Origin of the sequence: Amphritea opalescens (genome assembly GCF_003957515.1) — a bacterium.
GTDB classification, from domain to species: domain Bacteria; phylum Pseudomonadota; class Gammaproteobacteria; order Pseudomonadales; family Balneatricaceae; genus Amphritea; species Amphritea opalescens.
Map to the genome: position 1 here is coordinate 292,941 of NZ_RQXW01000003.1, position 20,114 is coordinate 313,054.

The 20,114-nt window shown below is 48.1% G+C and carries 22 protein-coding genes and 1 other RNA gene; 9 read left to right on the forward strand and 14 right to left on the reverse strand.

The genetic code is table 11. The annotated features are described in order from the left end of the window. Positions 1–69 precede the first annotated feature (69 nt). Together EH243_RS05260 and EH243_RS05265 are read left to right on the forward strand one after the other, a co-directional pair. On the forward strand, positions 70–855 hold the full coding sequence (locus tag EH243_RS05260; RefSeq protein ID WP_241234996.1) for a cytochrome C assembly family protein: 786 nt from the start codon (positions 70–72) through the stop codon (positions 853–855). A gap of 108 nt (positions 856–963) precedes the next feature. Further along, positions 964–2,244 carry an HlyC/CorC family transporter gene (locus EH243_RS05265; RefSeq protein ID WP_126157590.1) on the forward strand — a complete coding sequence of 427 codons (1,281 nt, stop codon included), beginning with the start codon at positions 964–966 and terminating at the stop codon, positions 2,242–2,244. A 14-nt stretch (positions 2,245–2,258) separates the two neighbouring features. Here the strand turns inward: EH243_RS05265 and EH243_RS05270 are convergent, their stop codons facing one another. Genes EH243_RS05270 through EH243_RS05280 form a run of 3 tightly spaced genes read right to left on the reverse strand, consistent with a single transcriptional unit; the run spans position 2,259 to position 3,406 of the window. After that, positions 2,259–2,561 carry an MTH1187 family thiamine-binding protein gene (locus EH243_RS05270; protein ID WP_126157591.1) on the reverse strand — a complete coding sequence of 101 codons (303 nt, stop codon included), beginning with the start codon at positions 2,559–2,561 and terminating at the stop codon, positions 2,259–2,261. A gap of 10 nt (positions 2,562–2,571) precedes the next feature. Further along, positions 2,572–2,769, reverse strand: a complete 198-nt coding sequence (locus EH243_RS05275; RefSeq protein WP_126157592.1) for a DUF1289 domain-containing protein — start codon at positions 2,767–2,769, stop codon at positions 2,572–2,574. Positions 2,770–2,794: 25 nt separating this feature from the next. Next, on the reverse strand, positions 2,795–3,406 hold the full coding sequence (locus EH243_RS05280; protein ID WP_126157593.1) for an NUDIX hydrolase: 612 nt from the start codon (positions 3,404–3,406) through the stop codon (positions 2,795–2,797). Between the two features lie 364 nt (positions 3,407–3,770). Here EH243_RS05280 and EH243_RS05285 point away from each other — a divergent pair, with 364 nt between their 5' ends. Then, positions 3,771–4,328: an NUDIX hydrolase gene (locus EH243_RS05285; protein WP_126157594.1), complete on the forward strand. Its 558-nt coding sequence runs from the start codon at positions 3,771–3,773 to the stop codon at positions 4,326–4,328. 83 nt (positions 4,329–4,411) lie between these two features. Further along, positions 4,412–5,020 (forward strand): MarC family protein, encoded by a 609-nt coding sequence (locus tag EH243_RS05290; RefSeq protein ID WP_126157595.1) that lies wholly within the window; start codon positions 4,412–4,414, stop codon positions 5,018–5,020. Between the two features lie 274 nt (positions 5,021–5,294). On the opposite strand, the gene EH243_RS05295 is transcribed toward EH243_RS05290, so the two are convergent. The 7 genes from EH243_RS05295 to grpE all read right to left on the reverse strand — a co-directional run bounded on the left by EH243_RS05295 (position 5,295) and on the right by grpE (position 11,856). After that, positions 5,295–5,606 (reverse strand): YqfO family protein, encoded by a 312-nt coding sequence (locus EH243_RS05295; RefSeq protein WP_126157596.1) that lies wholly within the window; start codon positions 5,604–5,606, stop codon positions 5,295–5,297. A 112-nt stretch (positions 5,607–5,718) separates the two neighbouring features. After that, on the reverse strand, positions 5,719–6,108 hold the full coding sequence (locus EH243_RS05300) for a DUF3461 family protein (protein WP_126157597.1): 390 nt from the start codon (positions 6,106–6,108) through the stop codon (positions 5,719–5,721). 166 nt (positions 6,109–6,274) lie between these two features. Continuing rightward, positions 6,275–7,081 carry a 4-hydroxy-tetrahydrodipicolinate reductase gene (gene dapB, locus EH243_RS05305; protein ID WP_206441522.1) on the reverse strand — a complete coding sequence of 269 codons (807 nt, stop codon included), beginning with the start codon at positions 7,079–7,081 and terminating at the stop codon, positions 6,275–6,277. 51 nt (positions 7,082–7,132) lie between these two features. Then, positions 7,133–7,936, reverse strand: coding sequence for a serine O-acetyltransferase (gene cysE / locus EH243_RS05310; RefSeq protein ID WP_126157598.1), 804 nt, complete (start codon positions 7,934–7,936; stop codon positions 7,133–7,135). 48 nt (positions 7,937–7,984) lie between these two features. After that, positions 7,985–9,121 carry a molecular chaperone DnaJ gene (gene dnaJ / locus EH243_RS05315; RefSeq protein WP_126157599.1) on the reverse strand — a complete coding sequence of 379 codons (1,137 nt, stop codon included), beginning with the start codon at positions 9,119–9,121 and terminating at the stop codon, positions 7,985–7,987. A 111-nt stretch (positions 9,122–9,232) separates the two neighbouring features. Then, positions 9,233–11,155: a molecular chaperone DnaK gene (gene dnaK, locus EH243_RS05320; protein WP_126157600.1), complete on the reverse strand. Its 1,923-nt coding sequence runs from the start codon at positions 11,153–11,155 to the stop codon at positions 9,233–9,235. 98 nt (positions 11,156–11,253) lie between these two features. Next, positions 11,254–11,856 carry a nucleotide exchange factor GrpE gene (grpE, locus tag EH243_RS05325; RefSeq protein WP_126157601.1) on the reverse strand — a complete coding sequence of 201 codons (603 nt, stop codon included), beginning with the start codon at positions 11,854–11,856 and terminating at the stop codon, positions 11,254–11,256. A gap of 176 nt (positions 11,857–12,032) precedes the next feature. Here grpE and recN point away from each other — a divergent pair, with 176 nt between their 5' ends. Continuing rightward, positions 12,033–13,703, forward strand: a complete 1,671-nt coding sequence (recN, locus tag EH243_RS05330) for a DNA repair protein RecN (RefSeq protein WP_126157602.1) — start codon at positions 12,033–12,035, stop codon at positions 13,701–13,703. A gap of 102 nt (positions 13,704–13,805) precedes the next feature. Here the strand turns inward: recN and fur are convergent, their stop codons facing one another. Beyond that, on the reverse strand, positions 13,806–14,231 hold the full coding sequence (fur, locus tag EH243_RS05335; RefSeq protein WP_126157603.1) for a ferric iron uptake transcriptional regulator: 426 nt from the start codon (positions 14,229–14,231) through the stop codon (positions 13,806–13,808). A gap of 90 nt (positions 14,232–14,321) precedes the next feature. Between fur and EH243_RS05340 the strand changes: the two genes are divergently transcribed. Continuing rightward, positions 14,322–14,663 (forward strand): outer membrane protein assembly factor BamE, encoded by a 342-nt coding sequence (locus EH243_RS05340; protein ID WP_126157604.1) that lies wholly within the window; start codon positions 14,322–14,324, stop codon positions 14,661–14,663. Between the two features lie 63 nt (positions 14,664–14,726). On the opposite strand, the gene EH243_RS05345 is transcribed toward EH243_RS05340, so the two are convergent. The 3 genes from EH243_RS05345 to EH243_RS05355 are packed head-to-tail and all read right to left on the reverse strand — an operon-like array spanning position 14,727 to position 16,861. Further along, a complete protein-coding gene (locus EH243_RS05345; protein WP_126157605.1) occupies positions 14,727–15,029 on the reverse strand; it encodes an RnfH family protein in 303 nt (100 codons plus the stop codon). A gap of 31 nt (positions 15,030–15,060) precedes the next feature. Beyond that, a complete protein-coding gene (locus tag EH243_RS05350) occupies positions 15,061–15,492 on the reverse strand; it encodes a type II toxin-antitoxin system RatA family toxin (RefSeq protein ID WP_126157606.1) in 432 nt (143 codons plus the stop codon). Between the two features lies 1 nt (position 15,493). Further along, entirely contained in the window at positions 15,494–16,861 is a 1,368-nt protein-coding gene (locus EH243_RS05355; protein WP_126157607.1) for a sodium-dependent transporter, read from the reverse strand. A 207-nt stretch (positions 16,862–17,068) separates the two neighbouring features. On the opposite strand from EH243_RS05355, the gene smpB reads away from it, so the two are divergent. The 3 genes from smpB to EH243_RS05370 all read left to right on the forward strand — a co-directional run bounded on the left by smpB (position 17,069) and on the right by EH243_RS05370 (position 19,844). Beyond that, positions 17,069–17,542, forward strand: a complete 474-nt coding sequence (gene smpB, locus EH243_RS05360) for an SsrA-binding protein SmpB (protein ID WP_126157608.1) — start codon at positions 17,069–17,071, stop codon at positions 17,540–17,542. Between the two features lie 125 nt (positions 17,543–17,667). Then, positions 17,668–18,026, forward strand: a transfer-messenger RNA (tmRNA) gene (ssrA, locus tag EH243_RS05365). 96 nt (positions 18,027–18,122) lie between these two features. Beyond that, a complete protein-coding gene (locus EH243_RS05370; protein WP_126157609.1) occupies positions 18,123–19,844 on the forward strand; it encodes a site-specific integrase in 1,722 nt (573 codons plus the stop codon). Positions 19,845–20,114: the final 270 nt, after the last annotated feature.

The window sequence follows — 20,114 nt, forward strand, 5'->3', positions numbered from 1 at the left end:
TTCATCGCACTCATATTTATGACACACTTAGCCACTGCAAACTCTATGGAACTGACGAGCTACTCTTTAATGCATATTCTGCCCGCAATTATCGCCATTATCTGCTACCTGACCGCGACTGCTCTACAGTGGCAGAACGCCAACGGACGTAGTATCAATCATGTGACTATTCGCCTGATCGGTGTCGTCGCCGTCATTTCCCACGGCTTTTCCGCCTATCTTGACCTACATCGGCCGAGCGGCATTCACTTAGAGTTTTTTAGTGCGGGCTCCCTGATCGGCTGGTTAGTGGCCGGATTAGTGCTGTTAAGCTCATTGCGGCAAAAAATCGACAATCTCTTTATCGGTATTTTTCCATTAGCCGCCATCACCCTATTTTTCACCCTATTCGGGCTAGATGATGCCGTAGGCAGACACTACGATGCCGGTTTAGTGATCCATATTCTGATATCCATTCTGGCTTATAGCATTTTCACCCTAGCTGCCTTTCAAGCGGTATTGCTCGCCAAACAGGAATATCAACTTAAACACCACATCACCAAAGGCCTACTGCGCTCGCTGCCACCACTGCAAACAATGGAAGCCCTATTGTTTGAGATGATCTGGACCGGCTTGATCTTATTAACCCTCTCGCTGATCACTGGCGCTATCGTCTTCGATGATCTGTTTGCGCAGCATCTGGTACACAAAACGATTCTATCCATCTTCGCTTGGCTGCTGTACGCCACACTTTTAATAGGCCGTCATTTCTTAGGCTGGCGTAGCCATAAGGCGATTCGCTGGACCGTCGGCGGCTTCATTGTCTTAATGCTGTCATTCTTTGGCAGCAAATTTGTCGTCGAACTTCTACTATAAAGCGTCTTTTTACAACGATAATCGCCCTCGAAAACCTTTAGTTCGCTTGACAGTTTCAGGGGTTAACCCGACAATGTCGTTCCTACTAGCAACCAAAGGTTTACCGTCTTGGAAGGCGCATCGATTGAGTCCCTTATGGGACTGCTTTTTTTTCTGATTCTCTGTTCAGCTTTTTTCTCGAGTTCTGAAACAGGCATGATGTCACTCAACCGTTATCGGTTGCGGCATTTAGTCAAGAACAAGCACAGAGGAGCCATCAAGGCCAATAAGCTTTTGAAACGCCCCGACCGACTGATCGGCGTGATTCTCATCGGCAACAATTTCGTTAATATTCTGGCCTCAGCCATCGCCACGATTATCGCGGTGAAAATCTGGGGACAAGGCGGTATTTTTATCGCCACGGCAGCACTGACACTGGTGATTCTGATCTTCGCCGAAGTATCACCCAAAACCGTTGCCGCACTCCACCCAGAAAAAATCGCGTTCCCAGCCGCCTATATTCTGCAGCCTTTGCTGAAAATACTCTATCCATTGGTGTGGGTGGTCAACCTAATCACTAACAGCTTACTTAAGCTATTTGGTATTAAAGTCACCAACGGCGAGAACCACCACCTCAGCACCGAAGAGCTGCGAACGCTGGTGAATGAATCCGGCGCGGTACTGCAACAGCGCAACCAATCGATGCTACTCGGCGTACTGGAACTCGACGATGTCACCGTCACTGACATTATGATCCCGCGTAACGAAGTTGGCGGCATCGATATGGACAATGATCTAGAAGAGATTATTGATCAGCTCAGTAAAACGCCCCATACCCGTATGCCGGTTTACCGAGGCGAACTCAATAAAGTCGTCGGTATTCTACATATGCGTAATCTCGCGCAGGTTTTTCGCCAAAAAACGGTCACTAAGGCAGCAATACTGCAAGTTATCCATGAGCCTTACTTTGTGCCTGAAAGTACTCCGCTGCAAACCCAGCTACTGAACTTTCAACAGGAAAACCGACGCATCGCGTTAGTGGTTGATGAGTATGGTGATATTCAAGGTATTGTCACGCTAGAGGATATTCTCGAAGAGATCGTTGGTGAGATGTCACTCAACGGTAAAGAGGATAATCAGGATATCTATCCCCAGTCTGATGGCAGCTACTTTATTGATGGCACCGCTAACATCCGTGATGTTAACAAGTCACTCAATTGGAGCCTACCGACCGACGGCCCCAAAACGATCAACGGTTTGGTGATGGAGATTCTCGAAGCCATACCCGATGCCAATATCTGCATGCTGATCGGTGACTATCAAATCGAAACACTGCAGGTGTGCGACAACCAAATCAAAACGATTCGGGCGATGAAGCACGCTAGTGAATATGAAGAAGAGGAGGAGTAACGCCAACCTAGGCGCTATTCCGCGAGCTTTGTTTTAACGCTATTAATCTTATCGTCGATACTTTGCTCTCGATCGGTGCGGGTACCGATACGCATACTACTGCTAATCCGCACCGCACCCATCTCATGAACCACCTCATGGCAGCGTTTCACCGCGGCAAACACCTCATCCCACTCACCCTCGATGTTCGTGCCGTAACCATGCATCTGATGCGATAGACCGGCATCCTGCAACACTCGCTGACAGGCCGTCACATAAGTCGACACCGAGGTGCCCACTCCTAGAGGAATCACACATAGGTCGATCATTACCTTCATACTCATCTCCTTACGATTGTTTATCATCGGCTTCACGTTGGCGGATCAAGGCCAAGACAGCCCTCTTCTCAGCATCATCGAGAACGCCCCATTCGGCGATCTCCATGCCACTGCGGCGGCAAGCGATACAGAGGTCTTTTTCATCCAGAGCACAGACACCAATACAGGGGGAATGCACAGGGCGGGGCGAAGCATTTTCATTAGTCATATAAGTTCTATCGGATTCGGTGAGATCAACAGGACAAGTCTGGCTCAGACAGGGAGTGCTCAGGCCGGACTTTCATCGGTATACGTGCATCAAAGCCCACATTGAGCAGTTCAACCAACATGTAGGCGGTAAGCCCCCAGATGATATCCCCCTCAAATTCATAGGCGGGTACATAATGTGTCATGCCGCGAAACTTAATCTTATCAGTATGATGACGGCGATCATCGAGAAAAAAGCTCAAGGGCACCCGATGAATACGGTCTAACTCATCTAGATTAGGAATTAACTCAATATCGGCGGGTATGATGCCGACATATGGCCTAACCTGCAGCTTATGCTTTGATAAGACATCCCCCAGCGGGCCGACAATATCAACCTTAGCAGGGCACAACCCGACCTCTTCTTCCGCCTCGCGTAGGGCCGTAAACAACAGGTCTGGATCGGTAGCATCCCTTTTCCCACCGGGAAATGCGATCTCGCCACTATGGGTACTCAACAGGCGACTACGACGCGTCAGAACGACTTCTGGACCAGCAGGATTATCGGTCAGCGCAATTAACACACTGGCTTGAGGGCCAACGCCATTGAGCGTCTTCGGGGTGTGTAATGCTAATTTTTGTTTTAACTGATCAATCATGGGACTTAGAAAAATATCGGTTATCTAAAATTTAATGTCACAACATCATACCGCTGCTTTGCATGAAAGTTTAGCGTTGATCGTTTTTCATCCTTGCTGACAGATCCTATCCACTCCAGCAACCGGTATGTACATCACTGTTTAAACGCCATTAACAGCAACAATCGGCCATCAAGTCATCGACGACCAATACCTGCTTCGATTTCCACTGCTCAAAGAAAAATCCATACACCGACAGAAATTAGTCATAATTGAAGAGAATAATTGAGCCTGTAGCGGCAATTGCATTACAGTTAGCCTAGCACTAAAAAATCAGATCGATTTTCACGTTTCACTGGCCACATATATTAATCAAGGACATATTATGAATTACTGTAACCTGTGCGGATCAACCGTCCGATTTGAAATACCGCCAGGGGATAACCGTCCACGCCATATCTGCAACCAGTGTGGTGAAATTCATTATCTCAACCCAAAGATCGTCGCCGGTTGCCTGCCCGTCCATCAAGACAAGGTATTGCTATGCAAACGCGCGATTGAGCCTCGCATCGGCTTTTGGACTCTTCCCGCCGGCTTTATGGAGAACGGCGAATCAACCCGTCAAGGTGCTGCCCGCGAAACCCTCGAAGAAGCTAATGCTCGGGTGAGTGATTTACAGCTCTATACGTTAACCTCGATTGTACCGGTCAGTCAGGTGCAGATGATCTACCTTGCACAGTTAGACGACCTAAATTTCTCAGCCGGTGATGAAACCACCGACGTCCAACTGTTTTCAGAAGACGAAATCCCGTGGGATGATCTCGCTTTCCAAACCATTAGGAATGCATTAACACTCTATTTCGCCGATAGAAAAAAAGGCATATTTCCATTACACCACGTAGACTTAGCAACACCGCCTGGCCAATATATTGATAAACCGTAAACAGCCAATATAAATAGCGATCAATAGCGGCCCACTCGCTGTTATTTGACGGCGCCGATGCGGCGCACAGATGAGAATCATTAATGACCCTACTAATCACGACTTGGATTAAATTCTTCGTTCTTTTTGCACCCTTCTTTGTGGTGTCGATGTTCCTATCGCTCACCCGCGGCGATACCGTGGCGGAACGTCGCAGCACCGCGAATAAAGCCGTTTTGGCTGCGACACTCGCCGCACTGATCTTGTTTTTCTTTGGCTCCCCCCTGTTTGAGCTACTGGGCATTACCATCGACTCATTCCGTATTGGTGCAGGTATTTTGCTATTTCTCTCGGCTATCAGCCTCGTCAAAGAGGGCATACGCACCAACGCCCAGGTGCCCGATACTATCCGCGAAGACACCTCGGTCGTCCCCTTAGCGATACCCACCATTATTGGCCCCGCCACCATCGGTGCCATCTTGGTTTATGGTTCAGAACTGCACGGTGTTGAGATGCTATTTGGCCTCAGCGGTATGCTTTTAGCATTGCTATCTCTGCTCTTGCTGCTCCATATCGCCACCCGACTGGAACGCATACTGGGCAAGACCGGCCTAAACATACTCAGCAAAATTACCGGCCTCATTCTTGCTGCCATGGCCTCCGAAATAGTCCTGACGGGTATCACCGGCTTTATGAACCGCATCGGTCACTGAGCGTTATTACAGCAACAACGCAAACCCCAGCCAGTACGGGGCTTAGGCCCCTTACCCCAATGATACCCAAGCTTAATCCACAATGTTATCCACAGAATTTGTGATTAATTCTCTGTCTTTTAAGCCCTGTAATAAACAAGCTGAACAAATTTAACACACAATAATTAATACATTTAAAAACAATACGTTAACAAACTACAGCAAGGGTTACGCATACTTAATTAACAGCTTTATCAACAGGATATGTTCATAACTTATTTAGTTATAAACACACTCAAAAATCAGCCAACTGCCAGACATCATAAGCGACCTCCTCATAGGGGTGAGCCTGCTTTAATGCATCAACCGCTGCAGCTATCAGTGAGTCTTCGCATACCATCTCGACTCGCCACTCGGGTAGCTGCTCTAAGGTATTCACTCGACCCACATGGGGATGACTGCCCGGAAGAGGTCTAAATTGCCCCACCCCTTTCACCTGCCAGCAGCAACACTCATACTCTCCTATTCGGCCAGCACCGGCCATAAACACCGCTTGCTTCACCGCTTCTAGTGCCTCATCGGGAACAAAAAAAGCCAACTTATACATCTCTTAACCTCTACTGTTTTATTGCACTATCGACACGCTATTAGCCTAGGTTATAAACAAAAAAAACGGCCGATGATTACTCACCAGCCGCTTATCTTAACCCTGATTAGGCTTACAACTCTTCAACCAAACGGCGAAGGTCTTCTACCTTACGAGAGACCACTTTTTCCAGATGTTCGATCTCATCTAGCAGGTGCTGCTTCTTATCCTTAACAGTCCTTTCAGCAGTGACCAGCATTTCCAACTCATCAACCGCCCGCAAGAAATAAGGGGAGGGCTCTGTACTCGCACGGTAGGGTACAAGACCGCCTTCAACAGAAATATTGGTGTGCTTCCGCTTGAATTTGAACTTCTTGCTTTTTGTCATCCAGTCACCCTGATGACGGTGCAAGTACACCTTAAGCACATCGGTATCATTTTCAGTACGGGTGGTGAATTTTTCAATTTCATGGGGATTATCAAATCCCATCTCTTTCAAAGTCCGAAATTTCTCGGCAGACATTGGCTTACTCCATAATCCATTAGCGGAAACTCCATTGAATATAGATGAAAACACCTAGATAAGGAGCTTTTGTTAACCCCATAATGGGATCTTTTTTAAAGGTATCAATAAAAGGATATAAAAAAACCGCCTGCTGGCGGTTTTTAAAAGCCATTAATCATCGATATTAATTTTTCAGGTTAAGCACATCTTGCATATCGTACAGGCCATTCTCTTTCTCGGCCAGCCAACTTGCAGCACGTACCGCTCCTTTGGCAAAGGTCATTCGTGAACTGGCTTTATGGGTGATCTCAACGCGCTCGCCTTCAGTCGCAAACAGTACCGTATGATCCCCAACCACATCGCCTGCACGAATGGTGACGAAACCGATCTCCTCTTTGGTCCGTGCGCCTACCTGGCCTTCACGGCCATAGACAGCGCACTGACGAAGATCACGACCTAATGCATCGGCAACCACCTCTCCCATGCTCAGCGCAGTGCCCGAAGGTGCGTCAACTTTATGGTGATGATGCGCTTCAATAATCTCAACATCATAGTCATCACCCAAGGCTTTCGCCGCATCGGCTAGCAATTTAAAGCAGAGGTTAACACCCACACTCATATTGGATGCAAATACGATAGGCATCTGCTCAGCGAAGCTATTCAGTTCATTGCGCTCGGCTTCATTCAAGCCGGTCGTACCAATGACCATCGCCTTGCCATTCGCCGCACAGAGCGCCAAATTAGCTAATGTCGACTTGGGCGTTGTAAAGTCAATCAAGACATCAAAATCATCGACCACCTGTGCCAACGATCCAACGACCTCTACACCCAACTTACCAACATTAGCTACTTCACCGGCATCAGCACCAATTAAGCTACTGGTCGGCTCAACAATCGCAGCGCCCAATACGAGTCCATCAGTTGCCTGAATCGCTTCTATATTTGTTTTTCCCATACGCCCAGCGGCGCCGGTTACAGCAATTCTAATCATTCTTATTTCCTGATCTGATTCTGGGCCTTAAAATTCTGCCCCTCATGAACCTTAGCCTTTCGTTTGACTGACACTCTGGTCCATATCAAAAGCGGGCTTTTCACATTCGGGACGCCCAACGATCTTTGCTGGCACACCAACTACGGTGGTATGAGGCGGTACATCTTCGAGCACCACAGAACCTCCGCCAACCTTAGCTCCCGCACCTACTTCGATATTACCGAAAATCTTCGCACCGGCGGCAATCATAACCCCTTCGCGAATCTTAGGATGACGATCTCCCGTCTCTTTACCCGTACCACCTAAGGTGACCGACTGCAGAATAGAAACATCGTTTTCGATAACACAGGTTTCACCAACGACGATACCGGTCGCATGGTCAAACATCACCCCACAACCAATCCGTGCCGCAGGATGAATATCCACCTGAAAGACTTCACTCACACGACTCTGAATATACAGCGCCATTAAGTGACGTCCCTGCTTCCACATCCAGTGAGCGATACGATAGGCCTGTAGAGCATGAAAACCCTTTAGGTAAAGCAGCACAGTCGTAAAACTAAAAACCGCCGGATCACGAATGCGCACGGCGGTAATATCTTTACAGATACACTGGAGAATTTCGGGATCACCACTCAGCGCCTCTTCTATCAACTCACGCAGGGTGATAGCGGCCATCACCTCGTCAGACAGCTTATTGGCTAACAGGTAACTCACCGCCTCGCAGAGGCTGTTATGACGGATAATGGTGCTATGAAAAAAGCTCGCTAAAAAGGGCTCAACGATCATTTCATCACGAGCTTCTTGCTGAATCAGCTGCCACAACTCATCCGGTTGAGTGGGAAAATCACTCATGTAAGACTCCTAAAAGTCGAAGGGGCTGCAATGCAGCCCCTTGGGATATTAGGTCATATCCTCAAAAAATTTCTTAACGCTATCAAAAAAACCATGCTTCTTAGGCCCATGGTGTTTTTGGCGTTCATCCATCGCCGTTTCAAACTGCTTCAGCAACTCTTTCTGTTTGCTGTTCAGATTCACCGGCGTTTCAACAATCACCCGTACCAGCAGATCACCGACGCTTCCGCCCCGTACCGGCTTAATACCTTTGCCCCGCAGACGGAATAATTTTCCTGTCTGAGTTTCCGCTGGTATTTTCAGCTTAACACGTGACTCAAGGGTAGGCACTTCAAGCTCGCCACCCAAGGCCGCATCAATAAAGCTGATCGGTACTTCGCAGTATAGATGTTTACCATCACGTTCAAAGATAGCATGATCGCGAACATTAACCTGAACGAAGAGATCGCCCGATGGACCACCGTGTCCTCCCGCTTCACCTTCACCTGAAAGGCGAATACGATCACCGGTATCAACACCAGCAGGGATTTTAACGGATAGTTTTTTGGTTTGCTGCTTACGCCCCTGACCATGACAACTGGTACAAGGATCAGAAACCACTTGGCCTTCACCATGACAGGTTGGGCACGTTTGCTGTACAGAGAAAAATCCCTGCTGCATCCGCACCTGACCGATACCGCCACAGGTACCACAGGTTTTAGCGCTGGTACCTGGCTTAGCACCCGTTCCATCACAGACTTCACAAGCGACTAGCGTTGGTACGGTAATGGTTTTTTCGCAACCACGTACCGCCTCTTCTAGACTCAGATCCATGGTGTAACGCAGATCGGCACCACGCTGAACATGACTACGACGACCACCGTGACCTTGTTGGCCAAAAATATCGCCAAACACATCACCGAAGATATCGCCAAAGCCACCTTGACCGCCGCCAAAGCCTTGACCACCCATACCATTCTGGTCGACACCAGCATGGCCATATTGATCGTAAGCCGCTTTCTTTTGTTGATCGGACAGGACTTCGTATGCTTCATTGACCTCTTTAAAGGCCTCTTCGGCAGACTTATCATCCGGATTACGGTCCGGGTGATATTTCATCGCCATACGACGAAAGGCCTTTTTAATATCCCGGTCAGAAGCGTCACGATCAACGCCTAACACATCATAAAAATCTTTCTTCGACATAATCGGTATCGCAATCCGGTTAACTAATTCTTTACATCAGCTCAGAATAAAAACAGGACAACGCGGGACCGGCCCGCGCTGTCAATTTAAGCTTAATAGATTAAATCCGACTTACTTTTTGTCGTCGTCTTTAACTTCTTCAAACTCAGCATCTACAGCATCATCAGCAGGTTCAGCTTGGGCTTGTTCGCCCTCTTGACCTTCAGACTGTTGAGCCGCTTCAGCATACATTTTCTGAGCCAGAGCAGAGACTGCTTCAGTCAGTGCAGCTGTTTTAGTTTCGATAACTTCTTTATCGTCTTCTTTCAGCACGCCTTCCAGAGCTTCGATCGCACCGTTGATTGCTGTTTTTTCCTCTTCAGTTGCCTTATCACCAGCATCTTCTAAGGTTTTCTTAGCGGAGTGAATCATCGCATCACCCTGGTTACGGGCTTGGCTGATCTCTTCAAACTTCTTATCCGCTTCAGCATTTGCTTCAGCATCACGAATCATTTTTTCAACTTCATCATCGCTCAAACCAGAAGAGGCTTTGATAACAATAGACTGTTCTTTACCGGTCGCTTTATCTTTCGCAGACACGTTCAGAATACCGTTAGCATCGATATCGAAGGTTACTTCAACCTGCGGCATACCGCGTGGTGCTGGCGGAATATCAGCCAGGTCAAAACGACCCAGTGATTTGTTGGCAGATGCTTGCTTACGCTCACCCTGTACAACGTGGATAGTTACAGCAGACTGGTTGTCTTCAGCAGTAGAGAACACCTGAGACTTCTTAGTAGGGATCGTAGTGTTCTTCTCGATAACCGGAGTTGCAACGCCACCCATAGTTTCGATACCCAAGCTCAGTGGGGTAACATCCAGCAAGAGAACGTCTTTAACATCACCAGCCAGTACCGCAGCCTGAATAGATGCACCAATCGCAACCGCTTCATCAGGGTTAACATCTTTACGTGCTTCTTTACCGAAGAACTCTGTTACTTTCTTCTGTACCAGAGGCATACGGGTTTGACCACCGACCAAAATCACTTCATCGATATCAGCAGCAGACAGGTCAGCATCTTTCAGTGCCATACGGCAAGGCTCAAGAGAACGATCAACCAGTGCTTCAACCAGTGATTCCATTTTCGCACGGCTAATCTTAACGTTCAGGTGCTTAGGACCGGTTGCATCCGCAGTGATGTAAGGCAGGTTAACGTCAGTGCTCTGTGCAGAAGACAGCTCAACTTTCGCTTTTTCAGCACCCTCTTTCAGACGCTGCAGTGCCAGTGGATCACTGTACAGATCGATACCAGACTCTTTCTTAAATTCAGCTGCCAAATATTCGATCAGGCGTGAGTCGAAATCTTCACCACCCAAGAAAGTGTCACCGTTAGTCGCCAACACTTCAAACTGATGCTCGCCATCAACTTCAGCAATTTCGATAATAGAGATATCGAATGTACCACCACCCAAGTCGTATACAGCGATTGTTTTATCGCCTTTAGATTTGTCCATACCGTAAGCCAGTGCAGCAGCGGTTGGTTCGTTGATGATACGTTTAACATTCAGACCCGCAATCTTACCGGCATCTTTCGTTGCCTGACGCTGAGAGTCATTGAAGTAAGCCGGTACGGTGATAACCGCTTCGGTAACTTCTTCACCAAGGTAATCTTCAGCAGTTTTCTTCATCTTCTTCAGAATTTCTGCAGATACCTGTGGTGCAGCCATTTTCTTATCGTTTACCTGAACCCAGGCATCGCCGTTGTCAGCTTCGATAATTTTGTATGGCACCATTTTAATATCTTTCTGTACAACGTCATCTTTAAAACGACGGCCGATCAAACGTTTGATCGCATACAGCGTATTGTTTGGGTTAGTCACTGCCTGACGTTTAGCCGGCTGACCTACCAAGATTTCACCATCATCCGCATAAGCGATGATAGACGGGGTGGTGCGTTCACCCTCTGCGTTTTCGATAACCCGTGGCTTATCACCGTCCAATACTGCGACGCATGAGTTTGTAGTACCCAGGTCAATACCAATAATTCTACCCATCTCAATCACTCCAATCATTCTGTGCCCGATCTAGCGGGCGAAATTCTTTTTTCTTGACTAGCTATATTGGTGCATTTTTATCAGTTTCAAGGGCTGATTTATTCTGCACCTTTAGAAACAATCACCATCGCTGGACGAATCAAGCGGCCATTCAAGGTATAGCCTTTCTGCATCACCGCCATGACATGGTTAGCCGGCACATCGGGGCTTGGCACCATCGACATCGCCTGGTGCAGTTCTGCACTGAACGGTTCGCCAACAGGATTATGTTGTTCTACTTTAAACTTGCCCAAACCGGTGATGAACATATTCAGCGTCATCTCAACACCTTCGCGCAGAGCGACTACCGCTTCATCATCACTATTGGACGCTTCGATTGCCCGCTCCAAGCTGTCGACAACCGGCAGCAATTCATTGGCAAACTTATCCAACGCAAATTTATGCGCTTTCTCAACATCCATCTCAGCCCGACGACGCACATTTTGCATCTCTGCAAGCGTCCGCAGCTCCTGCTCTTTTAACTCAGCAATTTGATCCTGAGCCTGCGCCAACTGACGTTGCAGTGCGTTCACATCAACTTCTGCTGTAGCACCTTCAGTGACCGGCTCAACGGTGTCGTCAGCGGCCATGGTTTCATCAACCGCGTCAGTTGCTGTATCCGGCTGCTGATCTTCAACCTGAGTCTTATCTTCGCCTGCCATCACTTTCTCCAACCATCTGATATGTGAATAATCTGTTGTGCTTTTATATGGGGCTAAGCCAACAGGATTCAAGTGGTTATTTTTAGATTTTTTTAGCAAACCGACAGTTATTGATTGCGCTAGAGTAATTATTGGCTTATATATTAACTACTGTATAAAAACACAGGCTTGAGGCCATGCTCACTCAACTTAATATTCGCAACTACGCTATCGTCGAACAACTGGATCTAGAGCTGGAAAACGGGATGACCGTTGTCAGCGGCGAAACAGGGGCCGGCAAATCCATTATGCTCGACGCCCTAGGCCTAACCTTGGGTGATCGAGCCGATATGGGATCGGTACGCAAAGGCGCTGAACGGGCCGAGATAACCGCCAACTTTGATATCTCCGACATCCCCTCCGCTAAAGAGTGGCTCAAAAACCAAGAGCTCGATGACAGTGAGTGCATCTTACGCCGCGTCATCACCAGCGAAGGGCGTTCACGTAGTTATATTAACGGCAGCGCCTGCCCGATTAATAAAGTGCGAGAGCTGGGCGAACACCTGATCGAAATCCATGGTCAGCACGAGCATCAACGTCTGCTCAAAAAAGATCACCACCGCCACCTACTCGATGCTTATTCCGGTAAGGCTGAGCTTGCCAGCAAAACCCGTCAGCGATTCCGTCACTGGCACAGCCTCAATCACCGACTGCATCAGTTGTCGGCGCAGAATGAAGAGCAAACCGCTCGCCTACAGCTATTAAGCTATCAAGCTGAAGAGCTGGAGCAGGTTGCCTTGAGCGAAGGGGAGTACGAAAAACTCGTTGAGGAGCAAACCCGTCTTGCGAATGCGGAAGATATCCTTCAATCAGGTCAACAAATACTCCTGCTCACCAGTGACGGCGAAGAGGTCAGCTGTCTAAGTTTGCTCAATCAATGCCAAAACCTGCTCGGCAAAATGAAGGGCTCATCCCCTTCGGTGACGCAAACCATCGAGATGCTGAATAGCGCCCAGATTCAAATAGAGGAGGCATCCCAAGAGATCAGCCACTATATGGATCGGGTCGAATTGAACCCGACACGCCAGGCGAACGTCGAAGAACGGCTTAGCACCATCTTTGATCTAGCCCGCAAGCACCGTATTCAGCCAGAACAGCTGCCGCAATTCCAGCAAGATATTCAGCAAGAGCTGGAAAGCTTGAGTATGTCAGATCAGGCACTGGAAGCATTACATCAAGAAACCGAACAGGCTCGCCAAGCGTTTCTCGATAGCGCTAAACAACTGAGCAAAGCCCGTCACAAAGCGGCATTAAGCCTCAAGAAAGAGGTCAATAAACAACTACACAGCCTAGGCATGACCGCAGCCGAGTTAAGCTTGGCGCTAACACCCTATGCTAAAGATCAACTCAACGCTCACGGCCTTGAAGAAGTAGAGTTTCTGATTACCACTAACGTAGGCCAACCCCCTCGCCCACTGAACAAGATCGCCTCTGGCGGTGAACTATCGCGGATATCGCTAGCGATTCAAGTCATTACGGCTCAATCGTCTAGTACGCCAACGCTGATCTTCGACGAAGTAGATGTGGGTATCGGCGGCGCCATTGCCGAGGTCGTGGGTCGATTACTGAGACAACTCGGTGAAAACAACCAAATATTAGTGGTTACTCACCAACCTCAGGTGGCTTCACAGGGGCATCAACACCTATTTGTTAGTAAGCAAACCGTGAAAAACAAAACTATCACCCATATTGATCGCCTGACGATGGATCAGCGTGTAGGCGAAGTGGCCCGCATGCTCGGCGGCATCGATGTTACCGAAACCTCGCGAGATCATGCACGGGAAATGTTGGGCTTAGAGACCGCCTAAGAAATAACCTAATATTCAGTACACAGAGTAAGTAGCGTGCAAAACCAAAAAAACCGGCATGGCCGGTTTTTTTATAGGTTTTTTTATTTTTGCTTTTATAGATTACTTCGGTTTACAACCATCGGCACACTCACCATATAGATAAAGTGTGTGATCCGTTATTTTAAAGCCTAGTTCACGAGCGATCTCATCCTGACGGGCTTTTAAGCCGCGATCACTAAACTCCCGCACCTTACCGCATTTAACACAGACGATATGGTCATGCTGCTCATCCTGAGTCAGCTCAAACACGGAATGACCCCCTTCAAAATGATGACGGGAAACCAACCCTGCCGTTTCAAATTGAGTGAGAACGCGATAAACGGTGGCCAGCCCAACATCTTCGTTCTGTTCCAGCAGAAGTTTATAAATATCCTCCGCACTGAAATGGTCACCTTCACCAGCTTTCTCAAGAATCTGATAAATTTTTACCCGCGGCAGGGTAACCTTCAATCCTGCGTTACGTAATTCCTGATTTTCAAGTCCCATAATCTTTCTCTATGATGTTTATCTAAACGAATGTTAGACTTGCAACCTCAATTATCTGATTTTATACGCGAAAGTGGAAGTCATTTACTAATGCAAAAAGTTCTTATTAGCGTTATCGCTGCTATTTTACTATCCGGTTGCTCTGAATTCCCCGGTGTTTACAAGATCGACGTTCCACAAGGCAATGTGGTCACCCAAGAAATGGTCGACACTCTGCGTCCGGGAATGACTCAAAACCAAGTACGTTACGTACTCGGCACTCCGCTGGTCACCGATAGTTTCAACAAAAATCGTTGGGATTACATCTACCGTAACCAGTCCGGTGAAACCGGCGTCATCACTCAGCAAACGCTGACCGTGCTTTTCGATGACGAGGGTAAGCTTTCCGGTATGGCTGGAGACTTTCGTCCCGGCGGCGCACAGCAGCAATAATAACCCCCGATCTCGAACCCATAACGCCAACACTGAATCATCGCTGTTGGCGTTATTTAGCCTTTAGCCCTGCGCCTCTCGCTCGGCTTTTGCTTTAGCGGCTCGGCGTGCGCGCACCTCTTTCGGATCAGCAATGAGGGGACGATAGATCTCCACCCGCTGTTCCGGCTTGAGAATATACGTCTTCGGATTCGCAATCGCTTTACCGAAAATCCCCATAGGATCGTGCTCTATATCGATCTGCGGAAAAACATCTGTAATTCTAGACTGCACCACCGCATCATAAGCAGTACATCCCTCATCGACCTCAAGCGAGAGAATTTTTTGCTGATCCGGAAGCGCGTATGCGACTTCAACATTTATCATGTCTACCACCCTTTACGTTTAATCTAGCGGCTTAGCCGTAAATCTGATCGGCCCGACTCACAAAGGCATCGACCATCGTCACCGCCATCTGATTGAAGACCTTACTCATCGCCAAATTAGTCAATCGACCGGAAAAATCAAACTGCATGCTCAGGCTCACCTTGCAGGCTTCATCACTCAGCGCTTTAAACGTCCACTCACCGGTCAGACTTGAGAACGGCCCCTCAACCAATGCAATGCGGATGACCTTAGGCCGCTCCATCTCATTACGAGTGGTAAAGCTGTACTTAAGCCCGGCCTTCGCCACCCGCAGAGTTGCTTGCATCGTCGTGTCGGTTGATTCAATCAAGGTACTGCCCGAGCACCAAGGCAGGAACTCGGGATAACGTTCAACATCATTCACTAGGTCAAACATCTGCTCAGCCGTATGAAGCACCAGCGCACTACGATCTACCTGTGTCATGTTATGAGCCTAATTTATCGATCAGATTGAAAATAAAGATCACCGCCACCGCAATCGGCGCGATATAACGGATCATAACAGACCAGGCTACATAGACCCCAGGGGTCGTCATCGCCAACTCATCTCGGGTAATCCGTTGAGTCACAACCCAACCGGCAAATAACGCGATAAACAAGCCACCTAATGGCAAGAATATATTGGCGGTAATAAAATCTAAGAAATCAAAGATATTCATACCAAAGATTGAGACGCCGCTACCGAAGTTAAATGAGCTTAACGCTGCGATGCCCATCAACCACACCACAAAACCCAGCATGATACACACCGGGCCGCGTTTCAGGCCTAATCGCTCCACCATCCAAGCAACCCCCGGTTCCATCAGCGATATCGCCGATGTCCAAGCCGCTAACGCAACCAGAACAAAGAAGAGGAAACCAAAGACCTGACCACCCGGCATATGACCAAAAGCCACCGGCAGGGTGATAAACATCAAACCAGGGCCTGCACCGGGATCTAACGAATTAGCAAACACAATCGGGAAGATCGCCATACCCGCGACCAGCGCCACCACGGTATCTAACGCCGCAATAGTTAACACCGTACCGCCAATTGAAGCATTCTTTGGCATATATGAACCATATGCCATGATCGACCCCATCCCCAGCGACAGGGTAAAGAACGAGTGCCCTAACGCCACCAGCACCGCATGCCAAGATAACGCCGACGGATCAAAGTGAAACAGGAAGTCCAGCCCTTGGCCAAAAGCCCCCGACGACATGGAATAACCCAACAGCAACAGCAGCAGCACAAACAGCGCCGGCATCATAATTTTAGTGGCCCGCTCAAGCCCCTTATTAACGCCTCCGAGCAAGATCCACATAACCAGCACCACAAATACCGTATGCCAGATTAATAACGCCTGTGGGTCTGCCAGCAAGTCATTAAAGACTTTACCGGCTTGCTCACTACCGACCTCAAGAAACTCACCATTCGCCATGGCCGCCACGTAGGCTAACACCCAGCCGGCCACGACCGAATAAAATGAGAAGATCAAAAAGCCGGCCAACGCACCAATCCATCCCACCAACGCCCACTTCGGCGAATGATCAGCCTCAATCGCCACCTCGCGCATCGAATTAATCGGGCTTTGACGACCACGGCGCCCAACCAGCACCTCAGCCATCATAATCGGCACACCGACCGCCAAAATGCAGACCAGATACACCAACACGAATGCACCGCCACCATTTTGTCCCGCGATATAGGGGAACTTCCAGATATTACCTAGGCCAACAGCCGAACCGGTCGCTGCCATAATAAAAACCCAACGACTAGCCCATGAACCATGAATATTTTGACGATCTTTCATGTAAATCTCTTAAAGTAGACGGATATTTCAAATAATAGATGTTTACGCGTAACAGCACGGCATTGTCCATATTTTGGCCACTTAATTCAATGACTCACCCCAGGCACCCCGCAAAAAGCCCTTTTTAGCGCCCTCACCCAACGAAGCCAGCATCTTGTCACTCAATTCTCTTTCCTTGAACTGTAACGCTCTATATAATCCCGCTCCATGGCAAAGAAGAAAGCAAAACCCAGTGGCAATACCATCTGCCAGAACAAGAAAGCTCGACACGAGTATGCAATTGATACTAAGTTCGAAGCAGGACTGTCTCTCACCGGATGGGAAGTAAAAAGCCTCCGCGAAGGACGCGGCCAACTTGTAGACTCTTATGTAGTTCTGCATAACGGCGAAGCGTGGCTCGTTGGCGCCCATTTTACACCACTGAAAACCGCAGCAGCCCATGTTGTGGCTGAACCAACCCGACAGCGTAAGCTGCTCCTACATCGGCGTGAAATTGATCGCCTCATCGGAGCCGTGCAAGCTAAAGGTTTTACCTGTGTCGCGCTCGCCCTTTATTGGAAGAACGACCGAGTGAAATGTGAAATTGCGCTTGCTAAGGGTAAGAAACAGCACGACAAACGGGATACTGAAAAAGAGCGTGACTGGAACCGTCAAAAACAACGTGTTTTGGCGGCTAAATAACGCTTTATTGCGGTAAAGCTATACTCTTGCTGTAAACCGGCTATAATGCCGGCCCGTCTTACATAATTATCTAACGATGTTGCTGCAATAGAACTCTTAAGATATTGTGTGGTCGGAAATACTATGGGGGTGACTTGGCTTCGACGCCGATTGCGAACCCTTTGGTGCATGTCGTGAGTGTAGTGAATCACGTAAATCAATTACTACACAGTTATAGTTGCAAACGACGATAACTACGCTCTAGCAGCTTAAGTCTGCTTGCGCTGCTCCTTCAGGTGTCTATAACTAGAGGATTTTGCAGTGTCATTCGAGATAGAATCGCCCGGAAGCTTTGTCTCAAGACGAAGGGTTAAAACTAAAGAGGCTCGCCCTAAACGCCCTGACCTTCGGGCCGTGCTGGGTTAACTTAGTAGAAGTGTCTAAACATGTAGATCTAGAGGCAGAGGATTGGCGGACGCGGGTTCGAAACCCGCCACCTCCACCAATTTATTATAAGTCTTTGTTTTTTAACAAAATTTAGACTTATTGGAGCTTCGAGTGGCACAATGGACGAATCCGTGTGCCACTCGAGGCTTTTTTTATGTCTGCACACACAGCACATCTTTTCCGTCGTCCGTCCGGTATGTATTACATTCGCCTGACGGTCCCAAAATCCATTCTCACAACATTCGCCTTAAGCTCTCGCGATATTCGGCTATCACTCAGAACGGCCGATAAACAAGACGCAACCTCGCTCTCCTGCCTCTTGCGATACCAGTTCCCTCGTCTACTTGACAGTTTATGCCGTGACCGCTTAACTAGTCCGACGAGCAACATTACGCAGTTTGTAACGCTGAAATTCAAAGAACTCATTCTCAAGTATCACCTTAAGGACAAGGGTATGTCAGACGAGCTATCTCACCTCATTCTCCCCGACATTGAGGCCGCGGCATCACCGTCAGAATCAGAGACGGAGAAAAAGGAGCGCGAGCACTCAGTCACTGTGACAACTTATAACGAAAAACGCCGCCACGTAGCCCCAAGCAATGAGATTGTTATTGAGGTCAATGGTAACCCTGTCACCATTAATCACCCCGGTAATCCGGACTTAGAACTCGAACAAGCAACCAAAATACTTCAGCGATTCGGCGGTGGCAGTGGAAAGGGACCGGATAATCAGGACATTGAATATTCGGTTCGCTTTGTTTTCGATGCCTACATCAAAAATAAAGTGCGTACCAACCTCAAAGCCAACGCCCAAACACAGAAAGAACACATTCAAATGCTGGAAACGAGTGTCGAACTGCTAGGGCCAGACACCAACTTTTACACCCTGACATTTGATGACGCCGAAGAGCTAAGGGATAAACTGTTAGCCCTCAAGGACGGCCGGGCAAAAGACCCCGACAACGCCCCGACCATTCACCCCTCACGAGCGAAGAAACTACTTGACCGGTTTAAGCAACTGGCCAAATACGCCAAGCGCAAAAAGTACAATCCAGAAGACATTGGCGAGGATCTCGACATCGCTTTCAAGACCGAAGGTAAGTCAGATGAAGATAAGGTCTATAGCGAAGAGGATCTGCGAAAACTCTATGCGGGCTATCCTTATACACAGGTCGCGCTTAACCGTTCCAGAAACCTGTTTGATTACCATTTCTGGCTCATTCCCGTCTTGATGTACACCGGTGCACGTTTAAATGAAATCTGTCAGCTACAGGTGGGCGATATTAAACAGGAGATCCAAAAAAACAAGCACCATTCGGATGACACCCCTGCGCCCATTCACTATATCCATATCAAGAATGAATTTGATGAAGCTGGCAACAAAGTTCAAGCTGTGAAGAACAGTTCATCAAGACGCAAAGTGCCTCTTCATCAAACCCTGATTGCCCTCGGCTTTCTCGACTTTGTAGCAAAACGGAAACGAGAAGCAGGAGAGTCAAACCAGCTATTTGAAGGCCTGTATTACAGCGATAAAAATAAGTGGGCGAAGAAAGCCAGCGACTGGTTTAACGGTAATGGCAAAATGAAGTCTTACCGTGAAGAGTGCGGCATTGACCATCCCAAGCTGAAAAACCTACATACTTTTAGGCACACATTCATTGGCGCAATGACAGACTCTATTGGGGTTGAAGTCGCCTTGATTTCTCGCATCGTCGGCCATGAACTTAACCAACAAACCGCAAAGTATGGGCGCAATCAGGTATCGCTAGAGCGTTTAAAATCTGAAATTGACCAGCTTGATTATGATATCGATCTATCGCACTTGGATTACACAGCGTTCCTTGCTTATAAGCAGCGAAAAGGAAAAAGCACATAAGCTGACATGGAGGATGTGAAAGATCTCGCCACCATAGACCGGCAACGCTTATAGCCCACTGACCACATGGTAATGGCGTTGTTGTAGGTGGCACGTCTCACCACAGATAACCGGTCATCAGCGGTGCGGTTCGCAGGCTTACCAAGCACCCTTGTATCTCTCAGCGATGGATGATTAGCTATCTCCATTGCAAAGAAGTCAGTCAGTTTGGGAGCACCCTTAGCACTTTGATGCTGTGCCGTAGATTAAACCTGACTTCTTTTTTCTCCA